Source organism: Paramuribaculum intestinale (assembly GCF_030759015.1).
GTDB lineage: Bacteria > Bacteroidota > Bacteroidia > Bacteroidales > Muribaculaceae > Paramuribaculum > Paramuribaculum intestinale.
Genome location: NZ_CP098825.1, coordinates 993,650 through 1,011,755 on the forward strand (window position 1 = coordinate 993,650; position 18,106 = coordinate 1,011,755).

At 50.1% G+C, this 18,106-nt stretch carries 14 protein-coding genes and 1 tRNA gene; 4 read left to right on the forward strand and 11 right to left on the reverse strand.

Features of this window, described 5'->3' with window-relative positions:
* Positions 1-29: 29 nt before the first annotated feature.
* Positions 30-209: a hypothetical protein gene (locus tag NF347_RS04390; RefSeq protein ID WP_128703353.1), complete on the forward strand. Its 180-nt coding sequence runs from the start codon at positions 30-32 to the stop codon at positions 207-209.
* 21 nt (positions 210-230) lie between these two features.
* Here NF347_RS04390 and NF347_RS04395 read toward each other — a convergent pair whose 3' ends face one another.
* From NF347_RS04395 to NF347_RS04405, 3 genes are all read right to left on the reverse strand, one after another.
* Complete coding sequence (locus NF347_RS04395; RefSeq protein WP_107036934.1) at positions 231-3,632, reverse strand: AAA family ATPase; 3,402 nt, start codon at positions 3,630-3,632, stop codon at positions 231-233.
* Positions 3,629-4,906, reverse strand: a complete 1,278-nt coding sequence (locus tag NF347_RS04400) for a metallophosphoesterase family protein (protein WP_161553856.1) — start codon at positions 4,904-4,906, stop codon at positions 3,629-3,631. The genes NF347_RS04395 and NF347_RS04400 overlap by 4 nt, the downstream gene beginning before the upstream one ends.
* A gap of 301 nt (positions 4,907-5,207) precedes the next feature.
* Positions 5,208-6,344, reverse strand: a complete 1,137-nt coding sequence (locus NF347_RS04405) for an ISAs1 family transposase (protein ID WP_107681969.1) — start codon at positions 6,342-6,344, stop codon at positions 5,208-5,210.
* 579 nt (positions 6,345-6,923) lie between these two features.
* Between NF347_RS04405 and NF347_RS04410 the strand changes: the two genes are divergently transcribed.
* The gene (locus NF347_RS04410) at positions 6,924-7,862 is read left to right on the forward strand and encodes a hypothetical protein (protein WP_107036784.1); all 939 of its coding nucleotides are present in this window, start codon (positions 6,924-6,926) and stop codon (positions 7,860-7,862) included.
* Between the two features lie 87 nt (positions 7,863-7,949).
* Here the strand turns inward: NF347_RS04410 and NF347_RS04415 are convergent, their stop codons facing one another.
* The 5 genes from NF347_RS04415 to NF347_RS04435 form a co-directional block, all read right to left on the reverse strand.
* Positions 7,950-10,355 carry a hypothetical protein gene (locus NF347_RS04415; RefSeq protein ID WP_107036783.1) on the reverse strand — a complete coding sequence of 802 codons (2,406 nt, stop codon included), beginning with the start codon at positions 10,353-10,355 and terminating at the stop codon, positions 7,950-7,952.
* Between the two features lie 242 nt (positions 10,356-10,597).
* On the reverse strand, positions 10,598-12,007 hold the full coding sequence (tnpC, locus tag NF347_RS04420) for an IS66 family transposase (RefSeq protein WP_170067073.1): 1,410 nt from the start codon (positions 12,005-12,007) through the stop codon (positions 10,598-10,600).
* 523 nt (positions 12,008-12,530) lie between these two features.
* Positions 12,531-13,253, reverse strand: a complete 723-nt coding sequence (locus tag NF347_RS04425; RefSeq protein ID WP_107036782.1) for an MBL fold metallo-hydrolase — start codon at positions 13,251-13,253, stop codon at positions 12,531-12,533.
* Entirely contained in the window at positions 13,250-14,047 is a 798-nt protein-coding gene (locus NF347_RS04430; protein ID WP_107036781.1) for an MBL fold metallo-hydrolase, read from the reverse strand. The genes NF347_RS04425 and NF347_RS04430 overlap by 4 nt, the downstream gene beginning before the upstream one ends.
* The gene (locus NF347_RS04435) at positions 14,044-14,970 is read right to left on the reverse strand and encodes a hypothetical protein (RefSeq protein ID WP_107036780.1); all 927 of its coding nucleotides are present in this window, start codon (positions 14,968-14,970) and stop codon (positions 14,044-14,046) included. Before NF347_RS04435 ends, NF347_RS04430 begins: the two co-directional genes overlap by 4 nt.
* A gap of 223 nt (positions 14,971-15,193) precedes the next feature.
* Here NF347_RS04435 and NF347_RS04440 point away from each other — a divergent pair.
* Together NF347_RS04440 and NF347_RS04445 are read left to right on the forward strand one after the other, a co-directional pair.
* Positions 15,194-15,265: transfer RNA gene (locus NF347_RS04440), tRNA-Met, on the forward strand.
* Positions 15,266-15,397: 132 nt separating this feature from the next.
* The gene (locus NF347_RS04445; RefSeq protein WP_107681684.1) at positions 15,398-16,552 is read left to right on the forward strand and encodes a tyrosine-type recombinase/integrase; all 1,155 of its coding nucleotides are present in this window, start codon (positions 15,398-15,400) and stop codon (positions 16,550-16,552) included.
* Here NF347_RS04445 and NF347_RS04450 read toward each other — a convergent pair.
* The 3 genes from NF347_RS04450 to NF347_RS04460 are packed head-to-tail and all read right to left on the reverse strand — an operon-like array spanning position 16,547 to position 18,016.
* The gene (locus tag NF347_RS04450) at positions 16,547-17,245 is read right to left on the reverse strand and encodes a hypothetical protein (protein WP_107036778.1); all 699 of its coding nucleotides are present in this window, start codon (positions 17,243-17,245) and stop codon (positions 16,547-16,549) included. The genes NF347_RS04445 and NF347_RS04450 overlap by 6 nt on opposite strands.
* Before the next feature lie 34 nt (positions 17,246-17,279).
* Positions 17,280-17,711 carry a hypothetical protein gene (locus NF347_RS04455; RefSeq protein ID WP_107036777.1) on the reverse strand — a complete coding sequence of 144 codons (432 nt, stop codon included), beginning with the start codon at positions 17,709-17,711 and terminating at the stop codon, positions 17,280-17,282.
* Entirely contained in the window at positions 17,708-18,016 is a 309-nt protein-coding gene (locus NF347_RS04460; protein ID WP_107036776.1) for a helix-turn-helix domain-containing protein, read from the reverse strand. Before NF347_RS04460 ends, NF347_RS04455 begins: the two co-directional genes overlap by 4 nt.
* Between the last annotated feature and the right edge of the window lie 90 nt (positions 18,017-18,106).

Below are 18,106 nucleotides of genomic sequence, written 5' to 3' on the forward strand. Positions count from 1 at the left end.
GATAATATCAACTAATTTTAAGTCGGGTTATGAATCTTAACGATACGCTTCAGCTTGTGGCTGTCGTGGCCATACTGGTTGTCTGTGTGGTCTGGGTCATACGACGTGTGCGCAACAAGCGTGGCTCATGCTGTGATTCGGATTCGTCATCGTGTTGCGATTCCGCTTGCGGGGGGTGCCCGCTTTCCGGAAAGTGCAACAAGAAGTGATTGTCATCCGTGTGATTGGTGTCAGGGATGGAATTCAAGATGCGATGATCCCGAGTTGCCGTTTCTGACTATCCTTATCTGGGTTGTGATGCGTTCGCTCATCGTGTCGGTGTGGCTTATGACGCCTACCTTTTTTCCGCGTGAGCTTTGGAGGCGTGCGAGGGCGTCGATCACAGTGGCCAGCGAGTCGGGATCGAGGGTGCCGAATCCTTCGTCGATAAACAGATTGGCCAGCGACACGCCGTGCGACGACAGAGCTGAGAGTCCGAGCGCCAGTCCGAGGCTGACAATGAATGTTTCGCCTCCCGACAGCGACGTGGTGTCGCGGATGTCGTCGGCTCTGTCATGGTCTATCACTCTTATGCCGAGCGAGTCCTTTACCTGCATCAGTTCGTAGCGCCGGTTAAACCGTCGGATCTCCTCGTTGGCGTGTGCTATCAGGAATCTCAGCGTATAGGTCTGGGCTATTTTGCGCAGGGTTTTCCCGTCGCCGCCTATCGCTTCGGAGATCTGTGTCCAGTCTGAAGCATTTTCTCGTGCCCGGCGTAGCTCGTCAGCCATGTCGCCCATTTGTCGTCGTGCTTCCATACAGCTCTGTATCCTGAGTCTGGTGCGGTCAAGCTCGTCGGTGCTGTAGGCCGAAAGTCGGTCAAGCTGTTCCTGTAGGCTATTTTCGTCGGTTTCAGGTTTAAGCAACAGGTGTCGGTTTTTGTCGTTGCGTTTTTCGGCAAGGGTGGCTTGCGCTGCTGTAACGGTCTGACGGCATAGGCCTGTTTCGCGCCGACATTTTTCCCAATCGTCATCCCATCGGCTGATTTCGTCGATGGTTTTCCGGTCGATTTTGCCGGTGATGCTGTCGTTGTCGTTAAGGCCTGCGATTATCGTGTCAAGTTTTTGTTCGGCGGTGGCTATGCTTTCGCTCTCGGCCGAAATCTGATTTCGGGTCTGGGTCAGGCCTCCTTTTGCAAGCTCTATCTTCGTCAGCTTTTCATTGAGTGTGGCAGTGCGTGCGCTCACTTCGTTTTTGGCTTCTTCCACAGCTTTGACAAGGTTCCGATACAGCACTTCAGGATCTGAATCTCCTATCTCTTCGCGGATTCTGGCTTCGGTAGCTGTGATTTCCGACTTCACTTTTTCCACCTCCTTGCGTGCTGCGTCATATTGCATGTTTTTTTCGGCAAGCGATGTCTGTAGCGATGCTGATCGTTCGGTGGCGGTCTGTATCTCTGTGTTGAGCCGATAGCACTCTTCGTCGGATTTCGCAGTGTCTGACTCGGCTTTGGCTCTGTGTGCCATGATGGCGGCCGTTGTGCGGTCTTTCTCCGCATGCAGCCGGTCGGCAAGCTGTCGCAATAAGTTGTAGTCCGATAGCTGTCGGTCGGCTTCAGCCAACGCCTTTTCATGGCTGCTTAGCATGGCGGTCAGTGAGGCTGAGGTGTCGGGCCATGCCGGTTTTTGGGATACGATGACATCCCATTGGCCTTGTATCTGTTCGAAAATGCGGAGGTTTTCGGCGATCCGCTTTTCGAGCTGCAGGGTTTCTCCTTCGATGCGGCCCGATTCGTTGCCGAGTATTCCAAAGCGTTCGCGAAGCCTCTCAAGCGACATCTGTCGTGCGTCAAGCTCCGCCGAAAGATGGTCGATCACCGGGGAGAGTGCATTGTGTTCGGCGTATGGATGGTGTGTTGAGCCGCAGAGCGGACAGGCCTTTCCATCCTCCAGGCGCGACCGCTGATGCTGGAGGTCAGCGCTTCTCAGCAGTGTGATGTCGTCGCGTAGCGTTGCCGTTGATTTTTCGGCCTGTTCTATCTGTGGCGTCAGTCGGTTCAGCTCACTGTTTATTTCGGTCATCCGTCCGGTCAGCTCTTTATGTCTTTTCCGGTCATCGAGCAGTGTGGCGTCAGTCTGTTCCTTACGCAGCCGGTTGGCGATACCCTCTTTTAGCATATTTATGTCGCCTTGCGCGTCGGCTGCGGTCTTCTGGAGTCCGGCGATATCGGCGGTTTTTAGTTTTGCGGTGGCTGCCGACAGTCGGGAGTCGATCTCCGACAGTTCTTTTGTGAGTCGGTCGTTGTTGGCTTCGATCATCTCTCTGAGTTTACGTCGTGCGCTTTCGGCCTGTTCCATCGACATCGTGAGAGATTTGAGCCGAGCATTGTTATCGTCAATGGCTTCTTTGGCGGCGGTCACTTGCTGCGATGCGTCGGCAGCATACTTCAGCCGCTCCTTCAGATTGCTTCGACTGATCGACAACTCGCCGGTGATGACTCTGGCGCGGTTTATTCGTGGAGTCCGATCCGACAGATCCTGTTCTGCCGATTCCATTTTCCGGGTCGATGATTCAAGATGCTCTTTGGCTTTTTCGCGCTCTTTCTCTTCGGCTTCGATGTCGTGGGCGAGGCGTTCCGCAAGGCTTTGTGCGTTTGCGAGACTTTTACGGTGGTGGAGCGCCACTTCGTAGGTTTTGACAGCTTCGGTAGTTAGGTCATGGAGCTGCAGACGCTCTTCTGTCGGCTTGAGCGCCTCCATGCGTCGTAGTGCAGCGTCCAATTCTTGCTGAAGCCTTAGTGTGTCGCGGTCAAGATGCCGGTCGGTGTCATACCATTCGAGCTGTTTCTTTGTCGTCTCTATGGCTTGGCTGTTTTTGTCAGCCTCTTCTTTGAGGCGGTTGACCGACTGCTGAAGTTGTTCCAGTTCTTCATCCGTGAGATCGTTGGATGCGTGTATGCTCAGGCGGGCATTGATGCTGTCGAGATTTGTCAAGGCGGTTTTCTTGCGCTGGGTTATCTCATCGGATATGCGTGAATACATGGTATCGCACCCGACGAGTTTTTCGAGCAGCATGTATCGCTCGTCCTCCTTGGCGGTCAGGAAGTTGGCAAACGATCCCTGAGCGAGCACCACCGTGCGCAGAAACTGATCGTAGTCAAGCCCTATGATGGTCGGGATGCTGTTGCTGTCGGCCGGTTCCTCTACAGTGGTGCCGTCGGGTTTTACGGTGATTCTGTATAGCGAGCGCTGTGCTTGTTCGAAACGTATGCGGTTTTTTCTCACAGTCCATTCGGCCCTCCAGAGTGTGCCGTCGTTAGCCAGAAATGTAAGCCGGCTGTAGCCTTCGCGTTTGCCTCGGGTGAGTATGTTGCGGCTGTCGGTTGGTGCGAGGCGTGCGTTCTCGTCCTTGTCTTTGGCTCCATATATCTCGATTGACTGGTTTCGGTCGTTCTTTGCTCTTGGATAGCGTGGTGTGCGGTTGAAAAGAGCCAGGCAGATGGCATCGAGGATGGTGGATTTGCCGCTCCCTGTCGGCCCGACAATGCTGAAAATGGTGCTGCCGGCCAACGGACCTTTTTCAAATTCGATCACTTCTCCTTCGGGTCGGTCAAGCGATGCGAGATTTTTGATTTCAAGTCTGATGAATTTCATAGCTCGGTGTCGTTTTTGGCATTGGCGGTGATTTCTGACAGCATCTCGCGCTGGCGTTCCGACAGGGGAGTGCCATGCTTGAGCGCGAATGCTTTGGCAAGCACTTCGACAGGATCAAGGTTGAGTATGTCGTCGATGGTGGCGGGATTGATGCTTTCGCGCTCGGTGTCGATGTCGGGCGGAGGCATGATCTTCTGGATTTTACAAAGTATCGCATTGCGCTTGGCTATATGCTTTTCGGCGACGGCTATGTCATCGGCACTGATTTTCCCGTGGGTGACGCGGAGCGCTACATACACGGCATTTTCATCGGCCGACTCAGCGGTGAGCGGCGGCAGGCGTTCGTCGATGAGTCTGCACAGCCGGTTGATGGTCAGATCTGCCGGTTCGTTGTCGTCGGGAATCACGGTGAGCGGATGCTGTGGCGTGTAGCGTAGTTGCTTGACGTCGCGCAGTCCGTCCGGTCCGATATCCACCAGATCCACGCCGTGGGTATATGACTTTTCGGCAAACGACATGGGCAGCACGCTGCCGCTGTAGCGTGCCCAGTCGGTGTCGTGTATATGCTGGCGTTTATGTATGTGACCGCATGTGAGATAGTCGGGATGGTCGTTCATGCCACGGAGGGTGACCTGTTCGGCGCCTCCCACTATGATTCGTTCGCTCGCATCGTCGGCCGCAATCTCCGCGCCGGTAGCATAAAGATGAGCCATCATCACTCTCCGGCGGTGGGGATAGAGAGCCTTGGCTCTGTTGATTAGTGTGCTCATGAAGTTGCTGACGCCTTCGGAATAGCTCTCGCCGCTGATGGCGTCGCTGCGCAGATACGGCACGGCGAGCACAACAGCTTCGATGCCGTCAGCCCCGTCGACCGGTATTATCATGTCGTCGTAGTCCACTGTGCGGTGTGGTGTCCCGTCGGCGTCGGTGCTCCATAAGTGTCTGACATTGCCTCTGATCTCCACCTGCAGGCAGCTGAGCAGAGGGCGCGGGGCTTCGAGCCGCTGGGCCGAGTCGTGGTTGCCTGCTGTGACAATCACTTTCATCCTGTGGCCGAGCGATGATAGCCGTGCTAAAAAGCCATAGTAGGCTTTCTGTGACGCTGCCGACGGGTTGCCGCTGTCAAACACGTCGCCCGCTATGAGCAGCGCGTCAGGACGCAGCTGTTCGATATGTTCGACCATCCAGTCAAGGAAATGGCGGTGTTCGTCGAGGCGGTCTATGCCGTGAAACATGTTGCCGAGATGCCAGTCGCCGGTGCAGATAAATTTCATGTGTTGTCGATTTCTTTTGTGATAGGTAACTCGCAATACCGACAACAAAAATACGAAAAAAAGCGACATCGCCGATTATGATAACTGGCGCGGCTGTGTGGGGCTGTGATTAATTGTTGATTGAATGATGATTAACCAGCTGAGAATAGTGTTGTGAATGGTTGTGATCAATTGGATCACGGCTCTTTCATTTAACCTAAAATAAATAGCATATCTTCCCTTACCCGGTTCATTGAGAATCGGGTAATTTTTCCATGTCTGTATATCAAAGAGTTATTCTGGTATCAAAATTTTATTTTTTTTACTTTTGACTTAAAAATCGCATCAGTCTGGTAAAGCTCATCGAGATATGTCTGATCAGTTCGGCCATGCCTTTATTCTTATCCGATTGTTTCTTGCGAAGTCCTTTCCATATTGAGAACACCGAGTAAACTATTCTTTGTATGGTATCGAGGTTTCTGGCGGCTCTTGTTGACTTGCGTTTTATATTGTCCTGCTGAAGATTGTAGTCCAGCCCCCAATGCATACTTTCTATTGACCAATGGTTGCGCACGAAGATTCCTGGCTTCGGAGTATGCGTAGGCATACTGCTGACGTACAGGCGTTTTTCTGAGGTGTGTACTCCTGTTGACTTTTTGACTGTGGACGATTCATACTCTATGATGGTCATGTTTCCGCCCCATTTCTTCTTGTCTGCGATAATGTCCAGTCCGTCATATACGCGGTAGGTTCTCGTCTCTATCCTGCCGTGGGCCAGTTCGGGACCTTCGGTGTAAGAATATACCGGTGTGTGTTCCACTAGCCTGTCCTCAATGCCGTATCGCAATGACGGCTGGTTGGCTTTGAGTTCTATCAGAAAGTCTCCGCCTTTCTTTCTGATTTTCTCGACAATATCCTTCTGCATAGACATTGCGTCGGCTGTGACAATCTTTCCTGCGACATCTATTTTATCAAGAAGTATCGGTATGGCCTTTATCTCGTTGCTCTTTTCCTGACAGGCTTCGGTGGCGATTGTTATGCCGGTGCTGAACGAATAGGCAGAGACGATATCCGGGCTTCGCCCGTTTTCCTGAACGGTGCCGCGCTCGGCTTTGCCGTCAATGCAGATTATTTCAATGATGCGGCTGGCGCAAGTAAGTCTTTCAAGGAATATGTCTGCGAACTGCTGCATCCTGTCGGCCATATCCATATCGTTGATGCCGTTCTCCACACGGCAAAGCGTGGCCTCAGATGGTACGCCGTTCCTTAACAGGCCCATTTTGTGTAATTTGTTGAGGTTGTATCTGCCGAACTCCAATATCTCGGCTCGTCCGATGCATCCGGCCATACGTCCGAGTATCATCAGCATGATGATATCGTTGAGGCTGTGACGGAAATTGCCTTTGTCCAATCTACGGAAATCCGGCACGGATGAGGCAAACGCTCGAAGTTCTTCCATGATACTGCGCCTTGTGTCAAATTTATTGTGTACTTTTGCGGTATGATCAGGCGCATAGGCGTCAGTCGAACAGACTTGGTCAAGTGGCTTCATTTTTGGCGTAACTCTTTGATTATCACCTATAAAGTTACTAAAAATCTGCCACTTGGCCAAATTTTCATTACACTTATTTTCTTGAAAATCAGAGGTTAAAGCCTCTCCGCCCGTACTGCTCTCGCTATAAAATAACACATTTGTCGAGAATGAGACGAAATCTTAAATGAAAGAGCCGTGTCAATTGGATATGTATTTTTTAGTATTGCTATTGTTTTTAACTAAAAAAAATTATAAATTTGCCAAGTGTCACATCGTATCGTCTGCTTGACTATTCCAAAACAAAATATCAATAAACAATATCCCATGAAGAATTCAGTACTGATCTTTGTTGTCGTTATCGGAGTCATTATGAAGCGATGCTTGTTTTGATGTTAATTAATTCGGAAAAAGTCACTATCACGTAAATTTGAATACTTACAGTTAATTATGATTATGAAAACAGTTAAATTATTTGCCGCGGTTTTGGCATGCGCATTGGCAGTCATGACAGCATGGAGTTGCTCTTCGGAGGGTGATGAGCCGGTGGGGTCGAGAGGTCAGACTGAGATACCCGAATGGCTTTACAAAACACTTTATGAACTTGAAATGGGCTATATAGGTCCTGATCAGAGCAAGCAATCACCTCTTGGGCAGATGATGTTGTCGTCGAACGGCCCCAAGGTGCCACTCTACACTACCCGTATCCACTCAAAAGGTGATGAGCGGTATTATAGTCAGTCGATGTTTTATTACAGCGTGCATTACCCCGCATTGGATCCGCGTGGCGAAGAGCAGCTATATCCATACTCTGCCATTACGTATCTCGAACATATATGCCTTGATGCCAAAGGCAACAGAATCACAGATCCTGTCAAGGTAGAGAGAATTCTTGATATGCCGCATGTATTCATACCGTATAATCGGCGGGAACCGGGTGAAGAATGGTGTAAGGATGGCTATGAAACCGACTTTGTACGCTATCGCCAGAATGATCCTTATTCCGTGACATGCGCTCGGAAAGACCACCTTTGGACAATATCCAATCTCCCCGGCGTATATAAAGATGCATTCAAGCAGCATGGTGAGAATCTAATGGGTATGACAGTGTCGTTTCTCTACGACAAGATTTCCGATACGCTCTACGAAGATATCGCACAGCACACCACGGTCGTAGCGGTGGCCTGCCCCCGCACCATCAGCTATGTCAACACCTACTTTGTGAAGACTGATGCCGGCTACATGGAGGTGACAAAAGATGAATTTCTTGATGCTTCGGCCGCAAAGTTTGACACGCCGGAGATGTTTGAGGCCAATGGTGTCTACAAGCCTACAGAAGGCGGCGACTATATAAATCAATGCATCGAACTGCCAAGAATAAGCCAGGCTGATATCGATCGCTGGAAGGATAATGAGAAGCGTGGGGTAAAAATCAGCTATATCTAACCCGTATCATATAAGCTTCATAGGTTGTAGATGGCCGGAGAGTGGCCGGCCTGATCAATCGGGGCTACCTGACGGCCGATGTCGATATCACGCCATCGGCCGTGATTCCCTGTGCGTCGACCGACATATTACGGCAAGTGGCATTGTTGTAGAATTCGATCTTTGCCTTGCCTTGCCGTCGGCGTCGGTCGCAAGATCGGGATTCCAGTATAGCGTGCGCCGGTAGTCATTTTCTTCAGGCATCACAGAGTAGTCGGGATGATAAAATTCTGCCGGAACGGCATAGCCGTCGATCACGGTCCGCCGTGTGCCCGGCGGTACGGGTACGGCAGGATCGGTTTCGATGAACACCACGCATCCGTAGCGGTCAATATCCATAATCGAAAGGATCGGATCGGCATACTTGAGTTTTATGGCACTCTCTTCGTTGATATAGATCGATTTGATCGATTCGAGATAAATATTGCGGTAACGGACCGAGTCGGTGAAATATGATCGTTCGTAGTTGATGACAAAAAGCGTCTTTTTTCCCTTGTAAAGAATTTCCTCTTCTCCCGATGGCATTATCTGCCGTCGGAAGTTGGGATTGATGTTGAGCAATGCCGCGAGCAGATCCTGTCCGATATATTTGCCGTCATCGGCTATGTCGTCGAGTTCCCGGCCCATGTCGTAATATGCCACCGACTTTGAGCGGTTTCGCAGTATGTCGGCTTCTCTGGAATTGCGTTTACCCTTGACAACGATTTCGTCAAGGCTCAGCAGCCTTTCTCCGTCGGGCGTTTCTGATCTCACCGGATCCTCCGGCTGATCATCGTCTTCGGTCTGTCCGGTATCTGCTTGCAGGTTGTCGGCAATGCTGTCGTCGCCGGAAATCACCAGATTCTGCTCTTCCTGACGGTATGCTCTCGGTGTCGGAGCGTATTTACGGTCGAAAATGATGCGGTGGTCTTTCTTTTTGCCATTCTCTTCCGACCACATGATCAGATCCCATGTTCCGGTGATGTCGCAGGCGAAAGCAAACTGTCCGCAGCTGTCTGATTCGATAGATCTGACCATCGACAGTCGTGTGGTGTCGCCTTCGTGTTTTTCTCTTTCAAGCAATGCGGCCGTGAGTTTTACGCCCGGCTTGGGTTTCTTTTTGACAAATGATACGATCTGGCCTTCGACTCCGATCCCTCTCTCCGGGGGATACTTGATGTCAGCCAATGCTTTTTCCTTGGATTCGGACCACTTGTAGCGTCGCCATCCCTGTGTCATCATCAGAAGGTCGAGCTGTGTCTGCCGATCGGGATTGGAAGGGGAGAAGAATCTTGACGGATTGGCAATATACCCTTTAATATCCGACATAAGCAATAGACCTGAAAGTATGTCGGAATAGCTTTCTACCGCATTGTCGGCATCGGTGACAGCTACCGATAGGGTGGTGGCTACCGGATTTCCGTGCCGGTCGGTAGCCGTCAGTTGCATGCCGACTTTTTCCATCGGCTGATATGACGGCTTGTCGCTTTCGACGGCGATTGTGGCATAATCGCTATTGTCAACAAAAAACATTCTGTCGGCAATAGTATGTCCGTCGGCGTCAGTGAGTGTGATTGTCGATACTCCGGAGGGTACCTGGCTCTTGTTGATCTTCAACACTGATACCGAGTCGAGTACAATGTCTCCCGCAGAATATACATATCCGCGAGAACTGAATATCACGCCTATTGACGGCGCGTTGCGGTCATAGCGTCTGCGGATTGTCACTACTGCGGTATCGGGAGAAGAGGTGTTGTCCAGGCTCAGGCCGATTCCGCCTTTTTTTGCTGTCGGCAGATCGAATGTGTATGTCTTGCCATCATGATCTATCTTGGCCTGATATGATTTTCCTTCTGCGGCCAACAGGGTGAAAACGCCTCTGCCGTCGGCTGTGGGTGTCATGTTTGCCACGACGGCATCTGACTGTCTTTCTACGACTATACCGCTGCAGTCGTCGACAGAGCCATTGCGTCCGAGCGCTTCAAAAGCGATTCTGCATGGGATCCCGGCAATAATGTAGCCACCCTCGGGGTAGAAGCGTACGTCGAGTTTCTTTGGCTTTTTGACGGCAGGGCGCTCCGTTCCATATTTGACGCCGCTGTTTTTCATTATGCGGCGGTCGGTGTAGTCGCCATCTTTTGCCGGACGGTCGAAAATCGGAAAAACACGCGAAAACACTACGTCGTCATCGAAGTTCAGCATGTATTTCGTGTAGGCTCTGACTTCGTAGTAGCCGGAGTAGAACGGAAGTTGACTGAGAGTGAAGTCACCGTGACACTGGCCGTTGGTAATGCGGAGTGTCTTTTTTTCGATGACTTTGCCACCGGGGTTCAGCAACTCCACATATAGTGTCTGACTCAATGGCGTCATTCCGTGGGTAGGAGCTAAGACTACGTATGCTTTGAACCATATTTTGTCGCCATGATAGTAGCTTGTGTTGTCAAAGTGGAGATACACTTTTCCTGCGGCAGACATATATTGGTGTCGAAGTTATGGTTGTCGCTGGCAGATATGGCCGGCAGCATCATAAGTGTCGCAGCTAACAGGATCAGAAGTTTTTTTATTGAAACGTGGGTAGACATAGTTTTACGGTTGTATCATTTTTTTATTAAAACACAAATATAGTCAATGTGTTAGGTTTAAGTTTTTTTAAAAAAATAAATTTAGCACGTAACTATTCAGCGAAAACAAAGGATGCGAAGATATAGCCCGTCAGTTTAGACGAGCGCCAATATAGCATCGAGAGGGGATTGCCCGTTCTTCCATGCTGTGTCTGCGATAGAATGTAGCGCATGAAAGGCATCGGCACCGGTTTCTGAACGGAAGCATCCGGATATTTTCTGCTTGACCTTGAGTTTTCGGATTCCTCGTTCCGATGCGTTGTTGTCAGATGGTATGGCCGGATTCTCAAGGAAGTTGAATATGTAATCCCGACATCTGATTATTCCCCGTTTCAACTCATTAAACTCTTTGCGCAGACTGTCAAGGTTCTTTTTGAGTAACTCATCCAGCCTCGTCAGCCAACTGTTTTTAGGGATTACCTCATCGGGGTTCTCATTCCTCAGGTGTATGGCTTCCCGCAACAGTGTCTGCACATCTTTTGCCCAAGTCTGTTTCTTGTCTATATCATTGAGATATTCGAGATTCCTCAGCAGATGAGCCAGACATATCTGATTGTTGAGGAAGTCAATGGCGAAGTACGCGCTGTGGCGGTCTGTCACCGCGACCATATTCTTCAGTGAGTCGCCGAAGCGCTCCTCAAGGACCTTGGCGCCACGGCCGGCTCCACGGAACACTAGAGTCAGATACGTTGTCTGCGCAATCCATGACCAGTTGAGTTTCCCATTGGTGTAACATCCCGATTCATCGAAGCCCACTACTGCGGATGCCTTTATCATACGTTCTATCAAGGCAATGGCAGGACGGGATCTTTCAAGCATCTCACGGACGATATTGGCCAGCGTTCCCTGACTGATTCTGACATTGAACATTGTCTCAAACAGCGACTGCAACCGTTCGTAAGGCATGCATTGCACCACACTCAGATAGGTCGCAATGGCACGTATGTTTTTGCCGAATACAATCGCATTGCCGCCTCTGCGGCGCGGTGCATAATCACGATTGCAACATCCGCAGCTACAGACCTTTTTATAAAATCTGCGTTCACGATAGATTGGCTGTATCTGAGGCATGTCTATCTCTTGGCTGACATAATCAAGCTCACCTTCAACACCCGACAAATCGCGCCCGCACTCACTGCAATATCGGGATGACACTTCCTGGATTTCGTCAGGCATCTCCACCTTTTTGCGTGTCGTTCCTTCATGCCCGGATTGACCGCCGACAGGTCTTTCTGATTTCTTCCGCAATGATTTCGTTCTGCGTTCCACCTCAGCCTTTATCGGTTCTTTCGATGGCGGAGTACTGCTGTTGCCGGAGTTCTTCGGCAGCTGTTCATACTTCTCCAGCCGCTTGCGTAGCTCAAGGTTTTCCTTAAGTAGTTTATCTATATTTCGGTTAAGCGACCGATTTTCGGCATACAGGGAATCAATAGTTCCCCGTAACTCCTTCAGCTCAGACAATAGCCCTGCCAAAGTTGAATTTATGTCGTTAACCTGTTGTTTCACAGATACAAAGATAGCAATTTTATCTGACATACACAAACAAAACCACTATTATTTTGATGATACTCAGAGAATTATTCTAAAATTGTTGCTGACCGAGCTGATTGTGTTCGATTCGCTGAATAGTTACTTTAGCACCTTGAAATGTTAAAAAGATACAATAGTGTTATTGTAACAACAATGTAATATAATTGTAAGACCGGTGTAGTATGTGCGACTTAAATTTGCATCGTAAATTTAATGAAACATCAAAGCGGATCGCTTAGATAATAAAAAGCAATCTATACCAAATCATAAGAAGAAACATTTATTGCAAATAGCAAATTGTAATTGAAGAGAGCAATATTATCACATTTGCAGACGGAATGTCGGATGACATTCCGTCTGTCTTTTTGCTGTCCGAGCAGGCAAAAAAAGTGGGGGGGTATATGTTGCGTAATGTAGTTAAAAGCCCCGGCGTCGGACTCACGAAATCCGATACCGGGGCTGTGATTGTTTCCGCATCAAGATGCGGATGTGATGGCATTCACTCGATCATGACCGAATCGCCCGGCGACTTCAGGCAGTGGTTGCGGGTGGTGGAGCTCGGCACGTAGATGAAGTCGCACGCCTCATCGTGTCGTCCCTCGAAGTGCATGGGGAAGAAGTGGCTGACATCTATTTTTTCCATAAACCGGCTTGCCGCGTCGGTATAGCCTTCGCCAGCCCGCGGATCAACGGCTATCATGGCAACGGTCACACTCTGGTTTTCGGAAGCGATGCGGTTGAGTGCTTTTTCGAATTCCACCTGTGGGTCGTGGTGTTTTTTCGCGTCATCTTTGTGGCAGTGGTGTATCTGGAGCGTGCTCAGATCGCCTCCATGGAATATATTCATGCCATACTTTGTAGTCACCATGAAGCTGACTCCTTTGCACGTGGCCGGATATGCTTTTACGGTGATGCCGTCGGGCAGGGTGTCGATAGTGTCGCCGGCGCTCACTCCGGCCACGTCGAGCGTGGATGGTATCTCCTTGGCGGGAACATCATTCGAGATCACATAATACCGTGTGTGGTTCTGAGCCATTTCATAGATTCCGGTGTTGTAGTGTCCCTCATGATTGTGGCTGACCAGAAACACTACAGGGAGCAGAGGGTTGCGGTCGAGTATCTTGTGGAGAGAGTGTGAGGGATCGTTGCTGTAGTCAAACACGAGGATCGCCTTGTCGAGCTCGATGGCAAATCCGCTGTTGTCCAAATACGTTACTTTCATAGTTCTATGCAGGTTTGAGTTGTTGTCGCAGTGATCTGAAGGCCGTCGTAGGCTATCTCTATCCCCTGCGGAAGCGTCGGAGCCATATCGGCATGGAGTCCGAAATGGTGGCTCATGTGGATCAGATAGGCCTTTTGTGGTCTTACTGCATTAATAACGTCGATAGCCTGCTGGAGGTTCATGTGTGTGGGGTGTGGATCGATGCGCAGTGCGTTTATCACCAGCGTTTCCGTGCCTTTGATGGCGTCGAGTGTGGCAGGCGGCATCGTGTGGCAGTCGGTGATGTATGTGACGGGACCGATGCGGAATCCGCTGATCATCATCCGTCCGTGGTCTATGTCGAGCGGCATGATGTCGAGCGGTCCGGATCTGAACGTCGTGTATGGCCGGAATACCGATGTGCGAAGCCGCGGCACCCCGGGATAGTCGGTCATGCCGAAGCAGTAGGGGAGTCGTTGGGTGATGTCGTGAGCCACATCCTTGCTGCAGTGTATGGGCAGCGGGCTGTCGCCGTAGGCATACGGACGCAGGTCGTCGAGTCCGCCGGTGTGGTCGTAATGGCTGTGGGTGATGGCCACGGCGTCAATGCGTGGGGATCCGCAGCGTAGCATCTGCTGCCTGAAGTCGGGGCCGCAGTCGAGCAGCAGATTGTATCCATTGGCTTCGAGCAGAGCCGAAGTGCGCAGACGGTGGTCGCGTGGATCGGCAGAACAGCACACTCCGCATCGGCATCCGATCTGCGGCACACCTGTAGAAGTGCCGGTGCCGAGAAACGTCAGTTTCCAGTCGGTCATCTGTAGGCACTCAGTATGCCGTCCTTAAACATCAGATAATGGCCATTCTCATAGGACCATATCTCTATGAGGTAATTGTTGTCGGTGCGTCGTTTGATTTCTGCGGGCGACCCGATCGCCAGCCGGCATTGGTCGCGCGTCATGTCTATCGCCACCCGGCCATTGATGATATTGTTCCAGACAGCGTCGGGTGTGTCGGGATATTTCAGCCTCGGATCGGTTTCCGACAGCAGCGACGCGAAGCTGCGGGGAGCTTTGCGCGTGTCGCCGACCGACATAAATAGCTGAAACCTGTAGCCGTTGCCGTCGTCGATCAGCAGTCTGACAGGATATATCGTGTTTCCCTCCTTCACGTCGAGTATCTTGACAGGGATGAACTTTCTGCCGTTGAACGAATGCTCGTTCATGTCATACCACAGTGAGGTCATGATATAGAATGTCGACCCCTTGAGGCGACGTCTCACCTCATCGACTATCGTCTCCTCGATCGTCAGCGGAATGGCAACCGAACCGATACGGCTGATCTCTTCCGGAGAGTGCCCGCTGCGATAGCGCATCTTGCGTCCGTCGGCGGTGTGGAATCTGAATTCGGCTACCTCCTGACCCGTGATGGTGAGCACTTTCTCCACACCGTCATATATCAGATATTCACCCTGCAGTGAGCCGGAATTATTCTCCTCGCCAAACAGCATCAATGCCTTGTTGTCGGTGACATACAGCCGTTTGCCCGGTTTCCACTCTTCTATCGGTTCACCCTTTATATCGGAAAGCAGATTGCTTTCGCCGCCACTGATCTTGGCAAGATCTTTTTCGTTTGCCGTGATTTTGGGTGTGCTCTCTATGCCTGTGAAGCATCCGGTGGCTGAGACGGCAAGCAGTATTGATGCTGCATACTGCAGCGTGAATCTGGTGAGAATGTTCATCTGATTGTCGCGGGGGAGTCCCGCAGGGTTGTTTGTGTCGTATTATGTCGCAAAAATATGCATTTATCCTTGATTTCAACCTAAAAACTTCGATCAAAATGCAAATGCTTGGTTTATATGGATGAGAATTAATGATTTAATATATATTAACACAAGATTTTTATGAATATATTTGGTGGTTGTCGAATAACTTCATACCTTTGCACTCACAAAACAACAACATCGCGGGATGGAGCAGTGGTAGCTCGTTGGGCTCATAACCCAAAGGTCACAGGTTCGAGTCCTGTTCCCGCCACAAAATTGTCCTAAATCTCTTTAAGCCAACGCTTAAGGAGATTTCCCCTTTTTACTGGGACGAAATCGGGACAGTAAATTATATCGCTACATGTGTCATGTTTGATGTTTCCGCAAGAAATGTCTAAAAAAAATGTGTCATTTTGAAGCATTAAAATTGTTATCTCAGTCCTATCCTCTCGGATATACATATCCGAAGCTCCATACCGGCAAATCATGGTATGTTGATTTTTATGCGCTCGATCCGGCCACAGGTCAGATGCGCCGAAAAAAGTACAATCTTAATACCATAAAAAGCAAAATTCAGCGTCACCAATACGCAACAGAGTTAATCGTCAGTATCGTCAATTTGTTGAGGACAGGATGGACTCCGTGGCAGATTGTCGAGCAAAAAGAAGCACCGATCCTATTAAAAGATGCGTTTGCCCTCTACAAAGAGCATGTGCAGCGACAACAAAAAGAGAAATCGATCAAAACTAACCTCAGTTTCCTAAAACTTTTTGAGGCATATCTTGACAGCTTGTCGCGGCGTTCGAGGGAGGTCAGGCAAATCACCACGTCGATGTTGGTTACATACCTCGATAAACTGTACCTAAAACAAGGTGTGACAGCGCGAACCAGAAATAATTACCGCGGCTTCCTTTCATCGCTGTTTACTTTTTTCGTCGACAGGAATTTCATCCAGTCAAACCCTGTGGATCCTATCAAAAATCTGACGGTTTCGGCAAAAAAACGCCAGCCGTTGACCAAGTCGATGTTGAGGCGTCTTAACGATTACTTGTCGGAGCACGACAAGTGGATGCTCCTCGCTTGCCGTATGGAGTATTACACTTTCATTCGGCCCGGTGAGCTGCGCCATATCCGCATCAACGATATCAGCGTTAAAGACATGCAGATCTTCGTCAGTGGTGAGATCTCGAAAAACAAGCGCGACGCCAACGTTGCCATCAATCGCGAGATCCTGACCCTGATGCTCGACCTCGGTCTGTTTGACTATCCCGGCGGCATGTACATTTTTGGACCAGGATTAAGACCCTCTGCAACTATCGGAGACAAAAATCTGTTCTCGCGCGAATGGTGCAAACTGCGCTCTACGCTCGGATGGTCGCCATGTTATCAGTTTTACTCGCTCAAAGATTCCGGGATCCGGGATCTTGCCAACTCCGCAGGTATTGTAGTTGCGCGCGATCAAGCCCGGCACACTGACATCTCGACCACCAACCGATATCTTCAGGGGCGTGATCAGCCAGTTCACGAGGAGGTCATAGCATTTCGGGGCGTGCTATAGCCTGATGCGGTAAAAGTAGCCGGTTATCAGCATATCGCCCCCGTTTGCGGGTAGGTCGCATTCGATTTTTTGGCACACATATTTTTGGTTGTGCAGCAAAAATATAGAGTCGACCTCCGGTACTTTGACATCCACGAACTTAATGCAATACCTCTGCAGGGTGTCAATGACAACCTCCTGGTCTCCATTGCTTCCGATTGTGACGGTGTGCAAATTGGTCTCGTCATCCACCCTGTTTAACGCCAGACTCATGCGGTCATCGAGATTGGCAAATGTCCCATCCACAGCCCTGTCACCCCATGCCATACTCGGCCGCGGCCAGTTTATTAACCTTTCCACTTTGTCGACAATAATCTTTATGGGATTCCACGCCAACGGTGTTAGCGCCATATATATTACGTCCGGTTTTTTGTCGCTGTCTGTGGCTACAGTATCATCGCCCATGATCACATCCTCCAGAATGAAATCTGCGTCGGAATTATCAGCAAGATCGAGAGTGTCCGTCCTGTCCGGATGCTCGTATATCCATCCTGTAAATAAGGTGTCAGGGGTATAAGCTGCGGCGCCCGGATGCCGGTTGCCCGAGACATGCTTAAAAGCGCGGAAGTCATGCTCTGCAATGGCGCAGGGCACAAATTTCAGTTCGATGTCGACCTCATTGCTCGACTCCTTGACGATGCGTGGCGCATACATGTCGACTCGACGAAAAGCAGGGGAGCCATCGTTATCAGCAAAAAAACATAATGACGGCCATCCCGGCATCTGAAAATAGTATTGCGTCGATCGTTACGCCACTGGGTTGCCGCTGCGGCCGACATAGTCCCTCACGCCACTTGCAAGGGATCCACGATATCATAAGGCCGGTACCGGCCGCATTGACCTCTGCCGCCCAGTCGTTAGCCACCGCATCAACACTTGTGTTGCGGCAGGGGTAAAACTGTATCGGTTTGTTGGGATCGTTAGCCCAGGAGTCCACGCCAAGCGTATTGCGGCCGTCAGTGCGGCCGTAGGCAAACGCCGGTCCTGTGGCCGTCTTGCCGTAGACCTCCGGTGCCAGATCCATAGCAAAATTACCCAAATCAAGCTCATCGATATACACTCTGTCCTCTTTGTCATTGCTATTATGCATGGCAAGCTGTCCGAGCAGTTGCAATTTCACACTGTGATTGGTGATCTGCGTAATATTTGCCGCCCCATCGAGTACAGTGCGGTTATTATACATAAGGCGGGCTTTGTACTGTCGGGTCGGTTTGGCCACATCCTGTCGAGATACCGTCTGACCCAGCGGTTGACCTTGTGTTCCGAGCACGACAGCCTTTCCGCTATCTTCTTTGAGGGCATGCCGTCGGCTTTGTCCAATATTATACGGCTTCGTTTCTGCATAAACGGCCTGGAGTCGAAGTGCTCTATGTATTCCAACTCCACACGTTGTTTCTTGGTAAGTTTTACTTCTGTGATTCTCATAGCTGTATCTTACCTTGGTATTATGCAAAAACCGTCCCAACATATGTACATTAGTTTTTAGTAGCTACTTAAACAGTCAGATACGTTCCA

Excerpts from the sequence above, each read along its gene's own strand:
- NF347_RS04410 (WP_107036784.1), top strand. The coding sequence starts at position 6,924 with ATGACAGCATGGAGTTGCTCTTCGGAGGGTGATGAGCCGGTGGGGTCG.
- NF347_RS04450 (WP_107036778.1), bottom strand. The coding sequence starts at position 17,245 with ATGTATGCGCCACGCATCGTCAAGGAGTCGAGCAATGAGGTCGACATC.
- NF347_RS04425 (WP_107036782.1), bottom strand. The coding sequence starts at position 13,253 with ATGAAAGTAACGTATTTGGACAACAGCGGATTTGCCATCGAGCTCGAC.
- NF347_RS04460 (WP_107036776.1), bottom strand. The coding sequence starts at position 18,016 with ATGAGAATCACAGAAGTAAAACTTACCAAGAAACAACGTGTGGAGTTG.
- NF347_RS04390 (WP_128703353.1), top strand. The coding sequence starts at position 30 with ATGAATCTTAACGATACGCTTCAGCTTGTGGCTGTCGTGGCCATACTG.
- NF347_RS04395 (WP_107036934.1), bottom strand. The coding sequence starts at position 3,632 with ATGAAATTCATCAGACTTGAAATCAAAAATCTCGCATCGCTTGACCGA.
- NF347_RS04415 (WP_107036783.1), bottom strand. The coding sequence starts at position 10,355 with ATGTCTGCCGCAGGAAAAGTGTATCTCCACTTTGACAACACAAGCTAC.
- NF347_RS04405 (WP_107681969.1), bottom strand. The coding sequence starts at position 6,344 with ATGGAAGAACTTCGAGCGTTTGCCTCATCCGTGCCGGATTTCCGTAGA.
- NF347_RS04430 (WP_107036781.1), bottom strand. The coding sequence starts at position 14,047 with ATGACCGACTGGAAACTGACGTTTCTCGGCACCGGCACTTCTACAGGT.
- NF347_RS04435 (WP_107036780.1), bottom strand. The coding sequence starts at position 14,970 with ATGAACATTCTCACCAGATTCACGCTGCAGTATGCAGCATCAATACTG.
- NF347_RS04445 (WP_107681684.1), top strand. The coding sequence starts at position 15,398 with ATGTGTCATTTTGAAGCATTAAAATTGTTATCTCAGTCCTATCCTCTC.
- NF347_RS04400 (WP_161553856.1), bottom strand. The coding sequence starts at position 4,906 with ATGAAATTTATCTGCACCGGCGACTGGCATCTCGGCAACATGTTTCAC.